Here is a 19462-nt window from a genome sequence, read left to right as displayed (position 1 = left end):
GTATTGCATTTAGGAAATTTAATTAATTACCCAATAAAAAAGCCCAATCCCCCACTTTGAAGGAGATTGGGCTTTTTTATATTAAACTTAATTAAACGCTAGCCTGCTTCTTTGCTCTCAGCAGCCAATTGACGTAGTACATAGTGTAATACACCGCCATGACGCACATACTCACGCTCTTTTGGCGTTTGCAGACCGACATTTACCTCGAAAGTCTCGCTTGATCCATCAGCACGTGTAGCCGTAACGTTGGCAGTTTTACTTTCGCCATTATCTAGACCTGTGATGCTGAGCACTTCAGAACCATCTAGTTTATAGGTCTCTGCATTTTGACCATCTTTGAACGTCAATGGGAGCACGCCCATGCCGACGAGATTCGAACGGTGAATACGCTCAAACGAGCTGGTCAATACAGCTTTTACGCCGAGCAAGATAGTACCTTTTGCTGCCCAGTCACGGCTCGAACCAGAGCCATACTCTGCCCCACCCAGTACAACAAGCGGACGCTTATCTTCTTTATACTTCATCGCTGCATTGTAGATAGGCATTTCTTCGCCATCTTGTAGGGTGGCGCTATCATCTTTGAAGTAGTAGGTATAACCACCTTCCTTACCGCCCATCATGGTATTTTTGATACGGATATTGGCGAAAGTACCACGAGTCATGACTGCATCGTTACCACGGCGTGAGCCATAGCTGTTGAAGTCTGCTTCCATGACACCGCGCTCTTGCAAGTACTTGCCTGCTGGTGAGTCTGGATCGATATTACCTGCTGGTGAGATATGATCGGTCGTGATTGAATCACCAAACAGACCTAAGATACGCGCACCTTCGATATCAGGAATACCTTCTGGCTCCATGGTCATACCATCAAAGAACGGTGGATTCTTAATGTAGGTCGACCCTTCATCCCATGGGTACAGCTGGCTATCCGCTGAGCTGATTGCGTTCCATGCGGCACTACCGTCGAACACTTCACCGTAGTTTTTGCGGAACATGTCCGCATCAATGTTGTTGGCAATCAACTCATTAATCTCTTCTGATGTTGGCCAAATATCTTTTAAGTAAACATCATTACCATCTTGATCTTGTGCTAGTGGATGGGTGGTTAGGTCAATATCGACCGTACCTGCCAATGCATAGGCTACTACTAACGGTGGTGACGCCAAATAACTGGCTTTCACATGTGAATGAATACGACCTTCAAAGTTACGGTTACCCGACAGCACTGCAGAAGCAACCAAATCATTTTCTTCGATACCCTTTTCGATAGCTTCAGGCAGTGGGCCTGAGTTACCGATACAAGTCGTACAGCCATAACCTACTAGATAGAAGCCTGTTTTTTCTAGCTCATCCATAAGGTTGGTTTTCTCTAGGTAATCAGTCACCACTTTTGAACCTGGTGCCAATGACGTTTTTACCCATGGTTTGGCCTTAAGTCCTTTAGCAGCGGCTTTTTTAGCTACCAGACCCGCACCAATCATAACTGCTGGATTTGAGGTGTTGGTACAAGAAGTGATGGCGGCAATAACCACAGAACCATCTCTTAGTTTATGCTGTTTGTCATCGATACTGACATTTGAGAAAACATTATTTGCCGGAGCATGCTGAAGATCATCATCGCTTGTATCGACTTCGATCTTTGGCTCAGCTGCGAGATCCTCTGCCTGTTCTTGCTCACCGCCTTCTTGATCAAAACGTATCTTACCATCCGCTTCTACTTTACGGTCTTTATTCATCTTCTCTAGCGTTTCGCCAAACTTCTCATGCATATCTGATAAGTTGATACGCTGCTGAGGTAAGTTAGGTCCAGCCAGTGCTGGTTGTACTGAAGATAAATCCAACTCTAACTTGCTCGAATAAGTCGCAGCTGGTGTATCGGCATCATGCCATAAGCCTTGCGCCTTAGCATATTTTTCAACCAACTCAATTTGCTCTTCGTCACGGCCTGATAGACGCAGGTAATCGATTGCCATTTGGTCAATCGGGAAAATACCACAAGTCGCACCGTACTCTGGTGACATGTTGGCAATAGTCGCGCGATCAGCGAGCGGCATACTGTGTAAACCTTCGCCATAAAATTCAACAAACTTACCGACCACACCATGTGCACGTAGCATCTCTACCACACGGAGTACCAAATCAGTTGCTGTGACACCTTCGGTTAACTTGCCTTTTAACTCAAATCCGACTACTTGCGGAATCAGCATCGAAGATGGTTGACCTAGCATCGCCGCTTCGGCTTCGATACCGCCTACACCCCAACCAAGCACGCCGATACCATTAATCATCGTGGTATGGCTATCTGTACCAAATACGGTGTCTGGATAAGCCATCAGTTCGCCATCAACATCTGCTGCCATCACAACACGGGCTAAATACTCAAGGTTAACCTGATGCACAATACCTGTCGCTGGTGGTACCACGACAAAGTTTTCAAACGCTTGTTTACCCCAGTGTAAAAACTCATAGCGCTCGTTGTTACGCTTGAATTCAATCTTTTCGTTGAGATCTAGTGCATCTTCGCGGCCATAGGCATCCACCTGTACAGAGTGATCGACGACCAACTCACTAGGGATAAATGGGTTGATCTGCTCAGCTTTACCGCCCAGCTCAACCACCGCATCGCGCATTGCAGCCAAATCGACCACTGAAGGTACACCTGTGAAATCTTGCAAAACCACACGCGCTGGCATAAAGGCGATTTCTTTTGACGCCTCGGCGCCTGCATCCCAGTTGGCAACCGCTTCGATATGGTTTTTACCAACCGACTGACCGCCATCTTCGTTACGTAGTAGGTTCTCTAGTACCACCTTCATACAAAATGGTAGTGTTTTGATATGCTCGTAAGTCTCGGTCAGCTTTGGTAGGCTGTAGTAGGCATGTTCCTTGCCAGCGACTGAAAGGGTGTCTTTTACATCAAAAATATCACTCATGATAGCTTCCTTATCGTTGTTATAAATCCTGAACATAAATTATTATAAGTTTATGTGTGACTGGTGGCTCGATAAATGATTGATCTGTTCTGAATCAACAGAGCAGTTTCGTGAAACTGTCTGATATAAGTCAATGTTAACAAAAGAGATAATCATATCTGTAATGGTTAACAGAAACTCCCTTTTACCATAACAAACATACAAGGCTTTGTTAACGTCTGGACGTTGTCGAATCGTGGGACAAACGTAAACGTAACAACGGTTTAGCGAGCTATCTTTAAATGATGTATTCCTATTCAATTTTTATTTTTTTACGTCGTCCACTGCGGAACACATAACTGTCTTCGTAGAAATCAGCAGCCTTATTTTCTGCCCAAAAATGTGGCACACCCAAAATAGGTAACGGTGCAAGCTGGCGCGGTTTGACATCATCATTTGATAACAATGTGTTCATGTATTCAGCAACCTTGCTATCTAAATAATTCATCCGCTCAGCTAATGGTAGAGTAAAAAATTCTTGTGCAACGTGAATGATAATACTGTGGGCGCATAGCGGTTTGCGTGGATGTACCAATTGCTCAAGTAGAGCATGCCCAAAGATATAAACTGCGGCTTGGGCACTTGCATCTGGTTGTGCTGGGTTGTCCCATTTAGCACGAGGCTTCACCAAACTTGCCTGCCAGTCGAAGTCAACCAACGCTTCACCGATACTAGCGTCAGAAGTCACTAGCAATGCGCCATTTTCATCGAACACTGTGATGGTGTCACGTACCCGCCCTCGTCGCTCACTGATACCCTGCTTTTCGATTTCTAGCATATGGTAGTAATTCAGCACCGCTTTAGTCTTTGGAAAGGTCAGCCAAATACTGCCATTAAACAAGTCATGCAAGTTGTCACGTGTCGGAATGTTGCCAGTTGTGCCGATAAATTGCTCATAGGCTTCCCCTTCAAGCAATGCATTTTGAGAGACGAACTGTAGCGTTTGAAATTTGTGTTCATGGGCGGGTTTGGTATGCGGTAACGGCTGCTGCAAGTGATCAGCCTGCTGCGCCATCGCTGTTTTTAAGACGTTGGCAATCGTGTCAGGCGTATTGATATCAGAAGTATTTGTATCGTGTGCATCTAGGTTTTTCGTATTATCCAAACCATTCAAACTATCTCTCTGCGAGCTTGAGCGACTAAGGCGCTCAATCATGCTGCTGATGTAACTCAACTGAGTGATATGCGATAACCAAGGCGCTTGCCAATCAATCTCAGCAAAGCTGTTATCGAGCTGATCTTCTACTACAGGCAGCTGCTTGGTATGAGTATCAGAATTAAGTGTGTCAGGTAAATCACTGGTAGGCATAGAAGCTCTCTCTTGCGGACTATCTCTATTAGACGTATAGACGGTCTATGGTATCATGGTGCGCTTTTTTACTGCTAGATATGCTGCTCGGAAGGACTTTTTGAGCGCTATGGATGAATGAGTTTTATGGCAAATTTCAATACCCACTTAAATGTCGCTTTTATGGTCAGTGGCACACTAAGTTTGACGGTTTACAAAGCTGGATTGGTTGATGATTCAGGGTTTTTAGTGTGCGTGGCGCTTGGTACTATCGGTGGGTTGCTGCCTGACTTGGATTCTGATAATTCAACACCGATTAAGCTCGGTTTTAATATCACCTCGTTTATCTTTGCCTTTGGTTTGGTCATGCACTGGCGTAGTGATTTAAGCTTACTCGCCTTAATGATATTGTGGCTGGCAGGCTACGGTTTTATGCGCTATGTCGTCTTTCATATTTTTACGACGATGACGGTACATCGCGGCGTCATCCACTCTGTGCCGTATATGGCGATACTGGGACTAGGTTTGACGTGCCTAAGTTATTATGGATTGCACCTACCACTGACTACTAGCTGGTTTTATGGTCTATTTTTATTTGGTGGTGCGATGGTGCACTTATCATTGGACGAGCTGTATAGCGTCAATTTATCCAATATGAAAATGAAGCGCTCATCGGGCACGGCGATGAAGTTTTATCAGCCAAAAGACAAATGGTGGTACCTGCTCTTATATACTATCCTTGCGTTACTGGTATATGCTGCCCCACCTTTTGAGATGTTTTGGTCACGATTGAGCGATCCTTCTGCATGGGCGCAGCTCAAAGTTGGTATATTGCCAGAGTTAATAAAAAGCATGCTGCAATAAAGTTATCATAAGGCTATTAAGCCTAAACGAATAAGCCAAAAAAATTAGAGTAAAACATGCAATCTTCCCTAAATACTTGCCCGTGCCAAATCAATCCAACAGCAGAGACGGCAAATGCTCTACTGTCCTATCAAGACTGCTGTCAGCCTTATCATGATGCTTTTTATAATGGTAATGTTGACAAAGCAAATGGTATAAAAGCGGAAACAGCCGAGCAGCTCATGCGTACGCGCTATAGTGCTTTTGTGTTGGTGAAACCAGAGTATATCGTCAAGACCACACTGCCTGCGCAGCAAGCGTTACTTGATATTGCAGCGATTAAGAGTTGGGCAAAAGAAACGCACTGGGCAGGACTAGAGATTGTAAGACACACACCAAAGCTTGGTAAACGGCACGCGCAGGTTGAGTTTAAGGCTTATTTTAATACCAAAGATAATACAGTCAGTTTAGAAGAAAAAGTACAGGCGCATCATGAGCTATCTGCTTTTGTAAAGATAACAAACAAGACCAATAACGACGCACGCTGGTACTTTTTAGATCCGACGGTTGCGATGACTGTGACGCAAAAGCAACCGTGCATTTGTGGCTCAGGTGAGAAGTTTAAGCGGTGTTGCGGGGGTTATATTTAAATAATATTAGATATTTACCATTCCCTAAACACTCGCTCCAACGGCTCGTGCAATCGCAATGCCTTCGTCCACTGTTAAAAACTTGCGCTGGCTCGGGCTGTCTTTATAGATGACATCGCCATCTTGAAATATCAGACATTCATTGACCGCTAGCTGTTGCCATTTTTCATTTTCAGTCAATGGCACGGTGACCAAAATCGTGACTTTATCCGTATCTGTGGTAACATCACCGAAGTTAATCGCCATATCATCATCAGCCAGCTTTGCTTCACCAAATGGCGCCTTGCGCGTGAGATAAAACAATAAGCTACCCGCATAAGCCAGCTGCCATTTACCATTTGAGATCAAGCAATTAAATAGTCCGTTGGCAGATAGATAACGACATTGCGTGGTCAAAAAGTTAAACAACGTTTTGTCATCAGGACGCGACTTAAAGCTGCTTTTTAGGCGATTAACCAAATAACAAAATGCCATCTCTGAGTCAGTTGAGCCGACTGGCTGACAATGTGAGGCGTTACCATTGTCTTGCAGACGCTGACAGCGTTTGATAAATTCGCTATTCATCTGACCGTTATGCGCAAACACCCACTGCTCACCCCATACTTCACGCACGAACGGATGGGTGTTTGCCAAGCAGTTCTGTCCTTGCGTCGCTTTACGAATATGCGCAATGACATTCATGGCTTTGATTGGGTAATTATTGACCAAATCAGCGACTGGTGACAAATGGCTTGGGCGATTGTCATGAAACAGACGCAGACCTGTTGAGTCATTGGTCGTTTCGTCATTATTTACACAGTCGCTACGCTCAAAGAAAGCAATACCAAAACCATCTTCATGGCTGTCCGTCATGCCGCCACGCTTGCGAAATCCTGCAAAGCTAAAACCAATATCAGTCGGGGTATTGCAGTTCATACCTAAGAGTTGACACATTTAATCGTTACCACCGTTGTTATTATTAAGCGAATCATCACCTGTTATCGGGTTGCCTTGAGTAGAATTACTGTGAGCAGCAGATAGCGCGTCAAAGTCCGCATCACTCATTTCATCAAGTAGAGCAGCACCATCAGTTGGAATGGTATCCAAAATGCGCTGAGCTTCTGCTAAGTCCGTATCTTGCACCCAAAGTACCGCACCTGAATTCATGCCTGGGATACTACTTAACGCTTGCATCGATACCGTAATATTGTTATTTCTCAGCAAATTGGCATGTAACTCGCCTTGCATATTGGTGTCATAGCGTGCCAGTTTGTGCCAGTTATCAACTTGATCGGTCATGGGTTCGCCTCTGAGGTTTGGTGCTAGGTTTCGGTACCAGAATAAATGAATAAACAACGCTTACGATAATTGATCCAGTGTATATTCTTTGATCGCAGACTCACTACTATTTAAGGTTTCTTGCGCTTGCTCGGCTTGCGTGATGTTGCTAAACACACCGACTATTTGATTGTCTTGTTTATTTAATAGCACATATACGGTATTTTGTGATTTTTCGACATGCGCCCAATGATAAGCGGCCAGACGTTTCATCAAGTCAGGATTTTTGACCATAATGTTATCACCCGTACGCCCTTCTGTACGGTTGTAATGAATCACATTTAAACGTAACAACCAAAATATCACCGCCGCTTTTGCTAGCATAACAGGTAGCGCATGTTTTTCATCGTTATTTAGTGGGCGTATAGACTCATAACCTTGTAAGAAAGCCGCCATTTTGCTACGGTTAAAGTTTACGGACTCGCCTTGTTCCGCAACGCCCCACGTCGTACAAAAATCATTAATAGTAATGGCGATATCCATCACATAATGCTCGACACTGACTTCAGTAAAGTCTAGTAGACCTGTCAAACGCGCTTCGCCTTTCTGTAGGTCCCACAAGGTATTATCAGCAAACATATCTAAGTGACACAGACCTTTTGGCAAGGTTGCCAGTGGCAATTTTGAATAAGAACGCCAAATATCACTCATCAGCTTGGCTTCATCACCTGGCATAAATTGCATTTCACGGTCACGCACATCTGCCCATGGATACAAAGGCACGCCATATTGCTCACTTGGCTGCAGTGCTTGTAGTGTTTCGTGCAGCGTTGCTAACGCCGCACCAATATCATGACACATCGCTTGCGTGGTTTGCTCTGGATGTGAACCTGCTAGGCATGGCACTAAAGTAATGGCTTTGTCTTCATAATGGATGACATAGCGTTTATCATCACCATTCGTTTGCGAACCATTTGAGTCAATAACAGCTAGCGGCGCGGCAACTGGTAATTTGCCATTTAATTGATTGAGGATAACCGCCATCTTTTCGATATCAGCGGGCGGACGCTCTTCAAATAAAGTGAATACGTAAGAGTACGTGCCATCTACATCGTCAGTCGTCTGAATAAACCAGTTTGAGTTTTTAATACCTTGAGTAATCGGAATCGCACGGGCAAACGACACGCCAAAGCTTTGGCAAAAGGCGGCAAACTGGTCATCGGTTAACTGGGTATAGACGGACATGACATCTCACTTATAGCAATTGGATAAGAAGTTAAATAGGATAAATTTATGCGGTAATGGCAGCAATTGTACCGCGCATGATAAAACTATGGTGAAAAGCGTAATAATCTTGCGAAAATCTGCCTGAAATAGCAGTGATTTTGCTAGACTAGCGCCTATGAATTGATTATAAGGTGAAAGACCCTATGTTAGCAAAGCGTATCATTCCTTGCTTGGATGTTGACAATGGCCGTGTGGTCAAAGGCGTGCAATTTGTCGATATTAAAGACGCAGGCGATCCTGTCGAAGTAGCCAAACGCTACAATGAACAGGGTGCTGATGAGATTACTTTTTTGGATATTACGGCGACCAATGATGAGCGCGATACCACTTATCATACTGTTGAACGCATGGCAGAAACGGTATTCGTTCCACTGACTGTCGGTGGCGGCGTTCGCAAAATCGCTGATATTCGCAATTTGCTCAATGCTGGCGCGGATAAAGTGGCGATTAACTCAGCAGCCGTATTTACGCCTGAATTCGTTGGTGTGGCCGCGCAGAAATTTGGTAACCAGTGTATCGTCGTGGCTATCGACGCCAAACGCGTCGCTGATATCAATGTCGATGGTATCGTCGTACCACGTTGGGAGATTTTCACTCATGGTGGTCGCAAGCCAACAGGTATCGATGTCGTCGCTTGGGCAAGCAAAATGGCTGAACTAGGCGCTGGTGAATTACTGGTCACCTCGATGGACGGTGATGGCACCAAAAAAGGCTACGACTTAGCACTCATGCAACAAATTACGAGCCGCGTTAATGTACCAGTTATTGCCTCAGGCGGCGTTGGTAATCTGCAACATTTAGCAGAAGGCGTACTAGAAGGCGGCGTAGATGCCGTACTTGCCGCCAGTATTTTTCACTTCGGCGAGTACACAGTATTGGAGGCCAAAGAGTATATGGCAGCGCAAGGAATACAGATGCGTCTTTAGCACGCTCGTAATATACAAATAAAACCCAAAAAAATGCTATCATAGCGCTAACCATTTATTTTCGTTCAATTAACTAGGGCAATGCCAAAATAATAGGCGACCGAGTCGATTGAACGCATCAGACTATTCAGCTATTTATTGACGCCTATATTTCAATTGAACGCTTATTAAGCAAAGGATTTTTTATGTCGAATTTACAACAGCAGCGCAACGACGTGACTCATATCGATGGTAACCTACATCAAAACGCTGATGCTCGCATTGGTATCGTTGTTGGTCGTTTTAACGGTTTTGTCGTTGAGTCATTGGTTGATGGTGCAATCGATGCCCTACTCCGTCATGGGGTATTGGGTAGCAACATTACTGTTATTCGTGTGCCTGGCGCATTTGAGCTACCACTTGTGGCCCAACGTGCTGCTGAATCAGATCGTTTTGACGCTATTATCGCACTAGGCGCAATCATTCGTGGTAGCACACCACATTTTGATTTCGTTGCTAGCGAATCTGCCAAAGGTTTGAGCAGTGTTGCTATTGACTATAATATTCCTGTTGCTAATGGCGTGATCACCACTGACAGCATCGAGCAAGCTATCGAACGCTCTGGTACTAAAGCTGGTAACAAAGGCTCTGAAGCTGCGATGGTTGTACTAGAAATGATCGCTGTTTTGTCACAGCTAGATGTTGATGACAATATCGATGAAGCGTAAGCTCTAAAGCTCGTGTTTGCCAGTTTGAAGGATGCTGCTATTTAGTAATAACAGCACCTCATAGCACTAGCCAGCTATCAAAAAAATTGGCTACTTTTTGAATTTTCGCCGTATTTCTATACCTTTTAAGATGTTGAATCAGTAAAGCTAAAAAGCTACTTTGCCAATTCATATTTTGACTGGGTATCATCTCAAAAATTTAGGTACAGACCCCCTATGACTGACCAACTCAAGCGCGCTATCAGCGCTGCGAAAACCGCACAAGCCAATGAAGCTGAAGCTACCCGTATAGCGAGCAGTAGTGCAGGTGATCAAACCTTCGATATGAGTGAGTCTTCTTATAAGACCAGTCACACTGCTATCCGTAAGGCTCGTCGCTTTGCGATGCAAGGCCTATACGAATGGCTCGTCACTGATCGCCGCTTTGATGTAGATGGCAAGCTTGGCTGGAAGGCCAATGCGCCGCATGATATTGCTGCTCGCACGCGTGCAACCAATGCCATGCATACCGTCCATATCGGTTATTATCATGAAATGATGCGCGATATCCCAGAGCAGATTGAAGCGCTAGACGCTCTGATCAGTCAGCATCTAGATCGTGAGGTTGATAAGTTAGATACTGTTGAACATGCTATCTTACTGATTGGCGCGTACGAGCTACAAAACCGTGTAGAGATTCCTTACAAGGTCGTGCTTGATGAAGCAATGAAGCTAAATAATCACTTTGGGGCGACTGACGCTCACAAATTGATCAACGCGGTACTGGATAAAATGGCTGTTGAAGTGCGCGCAATCGAAGTGCAAGCAGATACCAACGCCAACCTACGTACCTCACAAAAAGCGGCTTCTAAGCAGGCTGAAGCAAACTCAGTGGATAGCGTTGAAACTGCTGCTGAAACGGAAAGCACTATCATCGATGAGCCTTCTGCATCAAACAAGCCGCGTATCAGTGCTAACAAAGCTAATGTCAAACGTAGCAGCGCCAGTAAAGCCAGTGCAAATATCAGTGACTTTAGGGCGAGCAAAAAAAACGCTAACGACACCAAAGACTAAGATGAATCATGAACGAGTTTGAGCTGATTGAGCGTATATTCTCACAGATGCAGGCCACGCATGCGCCATTACCTGGTATCGAAAAAGGTATCGGTGACGATGCAGCTGTAATGGCGCTGCCAGCAGGATCACGCTTGGTTAGCTGTATTGATACACTGGTTCAAGGTCGTCATTTTCATGCTGATTGGCAAAAGGTTGACGAGTTAGCGTTTGCGATTGGCTACAAAGCTGTCGCTGTCAATGTCTCAGACATAGCTGCTATGGGTGCGACGCCGCATAGTATTATGCTAGCGCTTGCATTACCTGAACGTCTAGTAAATCATGAATGGCTTACTAAATTCGCCGAAGGCTTATTTCATGCGTGCCAGCTGTTTGGTGTGGCGCTGATAGGTGGCGATACGACGCGCAGTGAGCGCTTAGTACTTAGTATCAGCGCAAAGGGGCTGCTTGCCGCAGATACACCTGCCGTTTACCGCTCAGGTGCGCAAGCTGGTGATAAGGTTTATGTCTCAGGCACACTTGGTGATGCCGCTTTCGCCTTACAGTATCCTGACAGCGCACAAGGTATCGAGTTGGCGCATCGTCTACATATGCCAACGCCGCGTATTGCGTTAGGTGCAGCACTGGCAAAGATGGGTGCAACATCGATGATAGATATCTCCGACGGTCTTTATCAAGATCTTGGTCATATCTGTCAACAGAGCTCTGTAGGCATGCGCATCTATTTAGATAAGCTACCGAGTAGTGAGACATTATCCACTGCCAATTTGTCTGATCGCTTATTAGGTCAGCTAGCGGGCGGCGATGATTATGAATTGGCATTTACTTTGCCTGTGCATATCAAACCGCCTACAGACAACACATCTATCACTTGTATTGGTGAAGTAACTGCGCTAGCAGACCATACAGCGACAGATACCAAGTCACCTGATAGCTCACCTCTTGAACTGTTTTATCAAAATCAGCCAGTGACGCCAACTCAGCCCGCACCGTTTTTAACATGGCCCAATCTTACTGGTTACCAACACTTTACAGGCTAATCCATGACTGACCACGACTTATCTAAGCCTGATATCCGTAAAGCAAATGACTGCCCACCTCTACCGGTTGGTGCTAGCATGCTTGACCGTATAATTTACTGGCTTGGGCTAGGTTTAGGTAGTGGTTTGCCACGCCGTGCACCTGGTACTTGGGGTACCGTTGGTGGTCTGATTGTAGGCGTACCTCTCATGAGTCTGGGATTTATTCCTTTTTTAGTGCTGACTATACTATCTTGTTTGGTTGGTGTTTGGATCTGTGGGCGTACTTCTGAGTTGATGCAGGTACACGATGATCCACATATTGTATGGGATGAATGGGCAGGTATGTGGATTACCTTATTGCCGTTATCTTACATTTTGTCCTATTTATTTCCTAAAACTGAAAACACATTGTCGCTAATGATGATGCCGATGTTTTGGGGTTGGCTACCGACTGCCTTTATCCTATTTCGCGTATTCGATATCTTGAAACCGCCACCGATTGGCTGGGCAGACAAGAAAGTTGCTGGCGGTCTTGGGGTAATGTTAGATGATATCATTGCAGGCATCATGGCAGCGGTCATTTGGCTGATTATTTATATTATTGTGATGATGTTTATGTCTTTTTGAAATTAGCGCATAGAGTATTTACTACCGTTTTAACTGTCTTATATATTGTTTTATTTACTTAAATTATCGGTGTTCGAGTTACAAAGCCTGCACATCACAACATTTTTCTGAATGAACCTTTGCGCTATAATCCAATATTATATTTTGTTACATTTGTGAGCCTATTATGACATCTCCTCTTTCTGTAATTATTTTAGCGGCCGGTAAAGGCACACGTATGCAATCGGCAAAGCCAAAGGTATTGCAAACATTGGCTGGGAAGTCTTTATTAGGTCATGTACTAGACACTTGTCATCAGCTAACGGTTGATGAAACCATCATTGTCCATGGTTTTGGTGGTGATCAAGTAAAATCAGAAATCACCAATCAGTATACACAAGCATCGATTACTTGGGTTGCTCAAACGGAGCAGTTAGGGACCGGCCATGCAGTCAAAGTGACATTGTCTGATTTACCTAAGTCAGGGCAAAGTCTCATTCTGTACGGTGATGTACCATTGGTAAGCTGCCAGACGCTAACGGCATTAAAAACTGCCAATACTGACGGTATGTCGATGCTGACGTTGACGGTCGATAATCCATTTGGATTGGGTCGTATTAAACGTGACCAAGCAGGTAATATTGAATCCATCGTTGAACAAAAAGATGCTGATACTGAAGAGCAAAGCATTAGAGAAATTAACAGCGGTATTTACTGCGTCGATAATGCGCTACTGCACAAATATTTGCCTGAGCTTTCTAACGATAATGCACAGCAAGAATATTATCTAACGGATATTGTCAAAATGGCAGTTGCCGACGGTATTGCTATCGCGGCGATTGAGCCTGAGCATACGTTTGAGATTGAAGGGGTAAATAACCGTCAACAGCTTGCTAGTCTAGAGCGTACTTGGCAACGCAAGTTAGTTGCTGACTTACAAGAAGCTGGCGTACAGTTCGCCGACCCCACTCGTGTCGATATTCGTGGTACGTTAACCGCTGGTCAAGATGTATTTATTGACGTTAATGTAGTATTTGAAGGTGACTGCACCTTGGGTGATAACGTATATATCGAAGCAGGCTGTGTTATCAAAAATGCCAAGATTGGTAATGCCTGCTACATCAAACCGCATTGCGTGATCGATCGCGCTGATATCGGTGCTGGTGTTGATATTGGGCCTTTTGCGCATTTGCGTCCTGATACCGTACTATCTGATAACAGCAAAGTTGGTAATTTTGTCGAAATTAAGAAATCGACTATCGGCCAAGGCAGTAAAGTAAATCACTTAAGCTACGTCGGCGATGCAACCGTCGGTACAGGCGTTAATATCGGCGCTGGTGTCATTACCTGTAATTATGATGGGGCTAATAAATCGCAAACCATCATTGAAGACAATGCGTTTATCGGCTCTAATGCTAGCTTAGTCGCGCCAGTAACGATTGGTGATACAGCTACCGTCGCTGCAGGCTCTGTCATTACTAAAAATGTTGACGGTAGTGCGTTGGCATTTGGGCGTGCACGCCAAGTACAAAAAAATGACTTTCAACGACCAACTAAAAAATAACTGCTCATTGGTAGTTTAGTCGATCCCAGTCATTCTTGAACCAATTTAAGCAGTACGGCAATCTTTGTGGTGCTGCTTCATCGTATTTATAAGCTAATGACTCATTATTAACGACAAACCAAGTTTTTTGCTCGTACACCATTATATATCGAACCACTAAAAATTAAATTTAAGGAATAGCCATGTGTGGAATTGTAGGCGCCGTTGCTGAGCGAAATATCGCTAATATCTTACTTGAAGGCTTAAAGCGTTTAGAATATCGCGGCTATGATTCAGCTGGTCTGACGGTTATTCGTGATGGTGAGCTACATCGTGAGCGCCAAGTGGGTAAAGTACAAGCACTGGTTAATGCCGTTGCTACCAACCCAGATTTTTTTGATGGCCATACTGGTATCGCTCATACACGCTGGGCAACTCATGGCGAGCCAGCGCAACGTAATGCGCATCCACATGTGTCAGGCAAAATTGCGGTCGTTCATAATGGTATCGTCGAAAACTACGCTGAACTAAAAGAAGAGTTAATAGCCAAAGGCTACGTATTTACTTCACAGACAGATACTGAAGTTGTAGCGCATCTGATCCATGACATCTATAAAAAAACACCTGATTTATTAGAAGCGGTCCGCACCATCATTCCGCTACTGCACGGTGCTTTCGCATTGGGTATCGTACACGTAGATTGCCCTGATGAGCTCATTACTGTACGTCTAGGCTCACCTTTAGTGATTGGTGTCGGTATCGGCGAGAATTTTATCGCATCAGATCAGTTGGCGTTGCTGCCGGTGACTAACCGCTTTATGTATTTAGAAGAAGGTGATATCGCCAAATTAACTCGCAATAGTATTCAGGTTTATGCAAACGGTGTCGAAGTCCAACGTCAGATACATGAAATTGATGCAACCCAGCACAACGCCGATAAAGGCGAGTTCAAACATTATATGCTCAAAGAAATTTATGAGCAGCCAGATGCTGTCGCTCGTACAATCGAGATGGCTTTGGATAATGGCGAAACCACCAAACTACGTGATGACTTTTTACAGCGTCATGAGACCCTGTTATCAGGTATTCGTCATGTACAAGTAATTGCTTGCGGTACCAGTTATCACGCTGGTATGGTCGCAAAATACTGGTTTGAGAGCCTTATTCGTATACCTTGTTCCGTCGAGGTTGCTAGCGAATTCCGCTATCGCAATCCTGTTGTCGTTGATAATACTTTGGTTATCTGCATCTCTCAATCTGGTGAAACGGCTGACACATTATCAGCGTTACGTGATATCCAGAAGCAAACGCCAGCAGGCTTAGTCAGCTTGGCATTATGTAATGTACCGACTTCATCGCTGGTACGCGAAACAGATATTTTCTTGCCGACGCTAGCAGGGCCTGAGATTGGCGTAGCCTCTACCAAAGCATTTACCACTCAGCTTGTGGCATTGATATTATTGATATTGAAAGTTGGCGTCACGCAGAAGCGTATGACTGATGAGCACTTAAATACGTTGCTAAGTGAGCTACATCAATTACCAGGACAACTCTACGCCAGCTTAAATCTTGATGGTCCTATCAAGACCATGAGTGAAAGCTTTGAAGATAAGAAAAGCTGTCTATTTTTAGGGCGCGGCTTACAGTTCCCGATTGCTCTAGAAGGTGCACTAAAGTTAAAAGAAATTTCTTACATTCATGCAGAAGGTTATGCAGCAGGTGAGCTGAAACACGGCCCATTAGCATTGGTCGACAAAGACATGCCCATCGTCGTACTAGCGCCCAAAGACAGTATGTTTGATAAATTAAAGGCCAACATGCAAGAAGTGCATGCGCGTCATGGCGAGTTATTTGTATTTGCTAGCGAAGCCAGTCAAATGGTCGCTGAAGATAGACTGCACTTAGTATATGTGCCCGATGTTTGCGAAACGCTCGCCCCTATCGTCTATAGTGTGCCTGTGCAGCTATTGTCGTACCATGTAGCAGTAATGCGTGGCACCGACGTCGACCAACCACGCAATTTGGCAAAATCAGTCACGGTAGAATAAGAAACCTACTCGCTGATAATTCCGTTGTACGCGAGTAATAAAGATTCATACTGAGTAATAAAGTATCATCCTACCGGCTCGTGTATTAACCCCTGCTACTATTCAGTAAAACAGTAGCAGGGATTTTTTTATGCTCTCTAAAAACCATCAGAAGTGGATTGAAGAAGAACGAAGTCAAGGAGAGTTAACTGACTATAAACCTTGTATAGCTTGACCATTGATACTTCCTTTCTCTAATAATATCGTATCACCGAATAAACCAACATCTTCAGATTCAGACGATGTTGCTTCTGTTATTTCTTTGATTTTTATGCCGTTATCTACGCCAGTGTAACGAGTGAATAACGTATCAGTGCTTATTCCGTCGTCTTGAACGACGTAAAACTTGTGTTCAAATACGCAAGTCTCAAACGTGCCTGCAGGAACCGTAATGGTTTCTCTACCAACATATTTTAATGAAGTGTCCATTGTATAAGACTTCATTTCGCCAGCTGTTGTTTCAATCATGGTGACTGTTGCATAATGCTTCGTCTCACCTTGTTCTAAGTTATAATCTAGTTTTAATCCGCTCGGTTGGTAATCAACTTCCATCCCAGCCTCACTGTCAGTTTGCCCTAGAGTGATCACTGATTGATCAGCTTTATCGTGCTTTATATACACAATAGATTGACCTTCTTTTTTAGCCAATACATCGCTAAAGCCTTTATATTGCGGAACTGCTTCTACAACTTCATGAACATCGTTAAGTCCAAAATCTATAGCACTATTTGAAGCATATTCTAGATCAATCGTCGTGCCTAGGGTTAGCAACGTTGAGTTAATGCAAGCTAAAGAGGTCGTATTAGATGGTTCAGTTGGTGATACTTCACCATCAGTTGATGGTGCTGAATACGATGTACTTTCCTCTCCACAACCAACCAATACAAAAGTTATCGCTAATCCGATGAAAGATAATTTCAAAGTAAGTTCCTTCTTATTTAATTCATTAATATGCAAGTTCTCATTAGATTTAATTTAATCTAGATATTGTTATGCTAAAGTTAAAATATTGTTTTTTGCAAATGACATCGAGTCATTTATTTAGCTAAATGATGTGTTGAGTACATTAATACTTTCGGATGACTAAATATCAAAAGGAAAAATCTATCGACATAATGCAGGTTTGCAACAAACGGTATTTTACGTTCCATATACTATTTTAAAGTACCCCTAGTTTCAAATAATAACTGAGATATTCACAGAGTGTTGTAAAAGATAAAGCCAATTGCTGAAAATGGGGCGCTCTTGCCGCCACAGTAAAAAGCAAGCCACAATCCATATCTAGTTACCTCAGTATGAAATCTTATTATTTTTTGGATGATGCTCTAAGATACGCTCTGATAAACATCAACACTTAAAATAGTCTGCTATCATTGATTCCCTTGAGGCATAACTAAAAGATTTTCGCGAGCCGATCAACTAAAACATCCTAAGTTTGAATGTACTACATTGACGGTAGAGGTCAATTACACAGAGTTTAGGATGGTCTTTCATGCCAAGAGGGTTGAGAATTACAAGGAGTTTTCTGCGCTAATCAAAACAAAGCTATTAAATAAAAGTAAGCACATTTTCTATATTTTTATCTGAACAAGATAGGTTCTAAGTTTTTCAAAGGCATAATTTAAGAATACTACCTCGTTCCTTCTTATGAGCAACAGATGCGATTGTGTTGTTTTTTACTAGTCAAAAAAAACGCTCATATTTTATGAGCGTTTATAGTAAGCATTAAGGTTTTGGGTAAAGTTAGTTAACCATTATTTAGCTGCTAATAAGAAATCCTTCACCTCTAGCAACGCCAGCTCACTATCATCTGCTTGGTTAGGAAGCCTACTCGATGAAAATGGTAGATTGTTGTCATTACCGACCACAATGTGGCTCGAATCTACGATATCAACATTTTCAATAGTGAAAAATGGAAACGTAAGCTTGCTATTGACCAGTGGCTTTTTAGACACACTTTTTGGATCTTCAATGCTCATCAAATCAATGTAAGCTACCTTACGTACTATGTCACTGTTTTGATCGAGTGCCACTTTGTAAACACGCTTATAGTCGGCAGGATTTTCAAAACACTTAGTCGTATCTTGAGCGTTATTAGAACATACTTGATCTGATGTGCCCTCTAAATTATCACGCTCGATAATCAGACCATAAGTATCATCAATCATATTAAAATCACCGATAGCATACTCATTACTGTCCAAAACATATTTCCAGCTTTTGCCCGTATACTGCTTCCGTTTAGTATCAAACTCTAAGATTCGCAGATAGTTCTGTCCGTTTACCGATTCATATGCCTTAGTCTTATGATCGTATATGGCTCCTTCTAATAAAGGATACAAATAGCGCTCATTAGGTGAAGAAGCCATACCTTCAAACCCTTTTGAACGCTTGGTGTCATAATTTGGTGTGTCACCATCAGGTGCCCCTGCTAGTTTAAGCGCAGGATGATCAGGAGAACGTTTTATATCGCCATCGACCACTGTATCATGGACTGATTTTAACTTACCTGTGCTATCGAATTGAAGCAACCAAGGTCCAAACTCTTCACCTATCCAAATATCCCCATCGATAAACTGGAAGCTCTCTAAGTCAAAGTCAGCACCAGTTAAATAGCGATTATCCGTTCCTTCGTGAACAATACGGTGCGTCATTACATGATCAGCATCATTGAAGAATATGGTCTTAATTGGCTTAAACACCCCTGTATTCCAGTCTATATGGTATTGACGAATAAACAACATCGCATCAGGTGAGTTAGCCTTACTGCCATAACCATTATCAGTCAATATCCAGTACGTACCATCGTCCATATACTTAATGCCAGAGCTACCTTGTACAGGTTGTCCATTAAACGGCAAGCTCACACCTGTCGGACGATTGTATGACTTCCCCTCAACACTCCCTACTTCACTGACATATTGACCCGTGGTATATTTACCGCTGACTTTTAGATCTTCAGGGGCATCAAAAGGGGCATCGATAAAAGTTTTAGCAGGCAGTATGGCGTGAGACTCAAGAGTAGCTGGATACTCTACCGCTGCTGTTGCGACATGACTTAAAATAGATAAGGAAGCTATTGCTAAGGTTAGCAAGGATTTGGAGGTCATCTTTATGGATTCCACTGATAGTCATTTAGGAATTCAGATTGTAGGATATTGAAATGTCAGTTTAATGACGCTCATTTGCTAAGATAGTTAAGGAGTCAAAACCCATAT

16 protein-coding genes are annotated in these 19462 nt (G+C 43.5%); 9 read left to right on the top strand and 7 right to left on the bottom strand.

Annotated elements, in window-relative coordinates; translation table 11 throughout:
• Positions 1–98 precede the first annotated feature (98 nt).
• Positions 99–2936, bottom strand: a complete 2838-nt coding sequence (locus ACT3QQ_RS04850) for an aconitate hydratase (RefSeq protein WP_444527150.1) — start codon at positions 2934–2936, stop codon at positions 99–101.
• Between the two features lie 292 nt (positions 2937–3228).
• Positions 3229–4284 carry a DUF3025 domain-containing protein gene (locus tag ACT3QQ_RS04845; protein WP_444527149.1) on the bottom strand — a complete coding sequence of 352 codons (1056 nt, stop codon included), beginning with the start codon at positions 4282–4284 and terminating at the stop codon, positions 3229–3231.
• 126 nt (positions 4285–4410) lie between these two features.
• Between ACT3QQ_RS04845 and ACT3QQ_RS04840 the strand changes: the two genes are divergently transcribed.
• Both ACT3QQ_RS04840 and ACT3QQ_RS04835 read left to right on the top strand, forming a co-directional pair.
• Entirely contained in the window at positions 4411–5127 is a 717-nt protein-coding gene (locus ACT3QQ_RS04840) for a metal-dependent hydrolase (RefSeq protein WP_444527148.1), read from the top strand.
• A 56-nt stretch (positions 5128–5183) separates the two neighbouring features.
• The gene (locus ACT3QQ_RS04835) at positions 5184–5756 is read left to right on the top strand and encodes a YchJ family protein (protein WP_444527147.1); all 573 of its coding nucleotides are present in this window, start codon (positions 5184–5186) and stop codon (positions 5754–5756) included.
• A 24-nt stretch (positions 5757–5780) separates the two neighbouring features.
• Here the strand turns inward: ACT3QQ_RS04835 and ACT3QQ_RS04830 are convergent, their stop codons facing one another.
• From ACT3QQ_RS04830 to ACT3QQ_RS04820, 3 genes are read right to left on the bottom strand one after another with little or no spacing between them, the layout of a single operon-like run.
• On the bottom strand, positions 5781–6689 hold the full coding sequence (locus ACT3QQ_RS04830) for a class II glutamine amidotransferase (RefSeq protein ID WP_444520713.1): 909 nt from the start codon (positions 6687–6689) through the stop codon (positions 5781–5783).
• On the bottom strand, positions 6690–7034 hold the full coding sequence (locus ACT3QQ_RS04825) for a hypothetical protein (protein WP_444527146.1): 345 nt from the start codon (positions 7032–7034) through the stop codon (positions 6690–6692). It lies immediately after the preceding gene.
• Between the two features lie 60 nt (positions 7035–7094).
• Positions 7095–8258: a homoserine kinase gene (locus ACT3QQ_RS04820; RefSeq protein WP_444527145.1), complete on the bottom strand. Its 1164-nt coding sequence runs from the start codon at positions 8256–8258 to the stop codon at positions 7095–7097.
• 185 nt (positions 8259–8443) lie between these two features.
• Here ACT3QQ_RS04820 and hisF point away from each other — a divergent pair, with 185 nt between their 5' ends.
• From hisF to glmS, 7 genes are all read left to right on the top strand, one after another.
• Positions 8444–9226: an imidazole glycerol phosphate synthase subunit HisF gene (gene hisF, locus ACT3QQ_RS04815; RefSeq protein ID WP_444527144.1), complete on the top strand. Its 783-nt coding sequence runs from the start codon at positions 8444–8446 to the stop codon at positions 9224–9226.
• 185 nt (positions 9227–9411) lie between these two features.
• Positions 9412–9933 (top strand): 6,7-dimethyl-8-ribityllumazine synthase, encoded by a 522-nt coding sequence (ribH, locus tag ACT3QQ_RS04810; RefSeq protein ID WP_444527143.1) that lies wholly within the window; start codon positions 9412–9414, stop codon positions 9931–9933.
• A gap of 216 nt (positions 9934–10149) precedes the next feature.
• Entirely contained in the window at positions 10150–10986 is an 837-nt protein-coding gene (gene nusB / locus ACT3QQ_RS04805) for a transcription antitermination factor NusB (RefSeq protein ID WP_444527142.1), read from the top strand.
• Positions 10987–10994: 8 nt separating this feature from the next.
• Complete coding sequence (gene thiL, locus ACT3QQ_RS04800) at positions 10995–12026, top strand: thiamine-phosphate kinase (protein WP_444527141.1); 1032 nt, start codon at positions 10995–10997, stop codon at positions 12024–12026.
• A gap of 3 nt (positions 12027–12029) precedes the next feature.
• Complete coding sequence (locus ACT3QQ_RS04795) at positions 12030–12635, top strand: phosphatidylglycerophosphatase A family protein (protein ID WP_444527140.1); 606 nt, start codon at positions 12030–12032, stop codon at positions 12633–12635.
• A 166-nt stretch (positions 12636–12801) separates the two neighbouring features.
• Positions 12802–14178: a bifunctional UDP-N-acetylglucosamine diphosphorylase/glucosamine-1-phosphate N-acetyltransferase GlmU gene (glmU, locus tag ACT3QQ_RS04790; RefSeq protein ID WP_444527139.1), complete on the top strand. Its 1377-nt coding sequence runs from the start codon at positions 12802–12804 to the stop codon at positions 14176–14178.
• Between the two features lie 182 nt (positions 14179–14360).
• Positions 14361–16205 (top strand): glutamine--fructose-6-phosphate transaminase (isomerizing), encoded by a 1845-nt coding sequence (gene glmS, locus ACT3QQ_RS04785; protein WP_444527138.1) that lies wholly within the window; start codon positions 14361–14363, stop codon positions 16203–16205.
• 192 nt (positions 16206–16397) lie between these two features.
• Here the strand turns inward: glmS and ACT3QQ_RS04780 are convergent, their stop codons facing one another.
• Positions 16398–17165, bottom strand: coding sequence for a hypothetical protein (locus ACT3QQ_RS04780; RefSeq protein WP_444527137.1), 768 nt, complete (start codon positions 17163–17165; stop codon positions 16398–16400).
• Between the two features lie 833 nt (positions 17166–17998).
• Complete coding sequence (locus tag ACT3QQ_RS04775; protein ID WP_444527136.1) at positions 17999–19354, bottom strand: esterase-like activity of phytase family protein; 1356 nt, start codon at positions 19352–19354, stop codon at positions 17999–18001.
• Positions 19355–19462 lie beyond the last annotated feature (108 nt).

It is taken from the genome of Psychrobacter sp. AOP7-A1-24, from assembly GCF_052376235.1.
Lineage (GTDB): Bacteria > Pseudomonadota > Gammaproteobacteria > Pseudomonadales > Moraxellaceae > Psychrobacter.
This window is presented reverse-complemented; position numbering and strand designations above follow the sequence as displayed.

What these genes read in the sequence shown, in the direction of transcription:
- ACT3QQ_RS04850 (WP_444527150.1), bottom strand. Translation starts at nt 2,936, where the DNA reads ATGAGTGATATTTTTGATGTAAAAGACACCCTTTCAGTCGCTGGCAAG.
- ACT3QQ_RS04845 (WP_444527149.1), bottom strand. Translation starts at nt 4,284, where the DNA reads ATGCCTACCAGTGATTTACCTGACACACTTAATTCTGATACTCATACC.
- ACT3QQ_RS04840 (WP_444527148.1), top strand. Translation starts at nt 4,411, where the DNA reads ATGGCAAATTTCAATACCCACTTAAATGTCGCTTTTATGGTCAGTGGC.
- ACT3QQ_RS04835 (WP_444527147.1), top strand. Translation starts at nt 5,184, where the DNA reads ATGCAATCTTCCCTAAATACTTGCCCGTGCCAAATCAATCCAACAGCA.
- ACT3QQ_RS04830 (WP_444520713.1), bottom strand. Translation starts at nt 6,689, where the DNA reads ATGTGTCAACTCTTAGGTATGAACTGCAATACCCCGACTGATATTGGT.
- ACT3QQ_RS04825 (WP_444527146.1), bottom strand. Translation starts at nt 7,034, where the DNA reads ATGACCGATCAAGTTGATAACTGGCACAAACTGGCACGCTATGACACC.
- ACT3QQ_RS04820 (WP_444527145.1), bottom strand. Translation starts at nt 8,258, where the DNA reads ATGTCCGTCTATACCCAGTTAACCGATGACCAGTTTGCCGCCTTTTGC.
- hisF (WP_444527144.1), top strand. Translation starts at nt 8,444, where the DNA reads ATGTTAGCAAAGCGTATCATTCCTTGCTTGGATGTTGACAATGGCCGT.
- ribH (WP_444527143.1), top strand. Translation starts at nt 9,412, where the DNA reads ATGTCGAATTTACAACAGCAGCGCAACGACGTGACTCATATCGATGGT.
- nusB (WP_444527142.1), top strand. Translation starts at nt 10,150, where the DNA reads ATGACTGACCAACTCAAGCGCGCTATCAGCGCTGCGAAAACCGCACAA.
- thiL (WP_444527141.1), top strand. Translation starts at nt 10,995, where the DNA reads ATGAACGAGTTTGAGCTGATTGAGCGTATATTCTCACAGATGCAGGCC.
- ACT3QQ_RS04795 (WP_444527140.1), top strand. Translation starts at nt 12,030, where the DNA reads ATGACTGACCACGACTTATCTAAGCCTGATATCCGTAAAGCAAATGAC.
- glmU (WP_444527139.1), top strand. Translation starts at nt 12,802, where the DNA reads ATGACATCTCCTCTTTCTGTAATTATTTTAGCGGCCGGTAAAGGCACA.
- glmS (WP_444527138.1), top strand. Translation starts at nt 14,361, where the DNA reads ATGTGTGGAATTGTAGGCGCCGTTGCTGAGCGAAATATCGCTAATATC.
- ACT3QQ_RS04775 (WP_444527136.1), bottom strand. Translation starts at nt 19,354, where the DNA reads ATGACCTCCAAATCCTTGCTAACCTTAGCAATAGCTTCCTTATCTATT.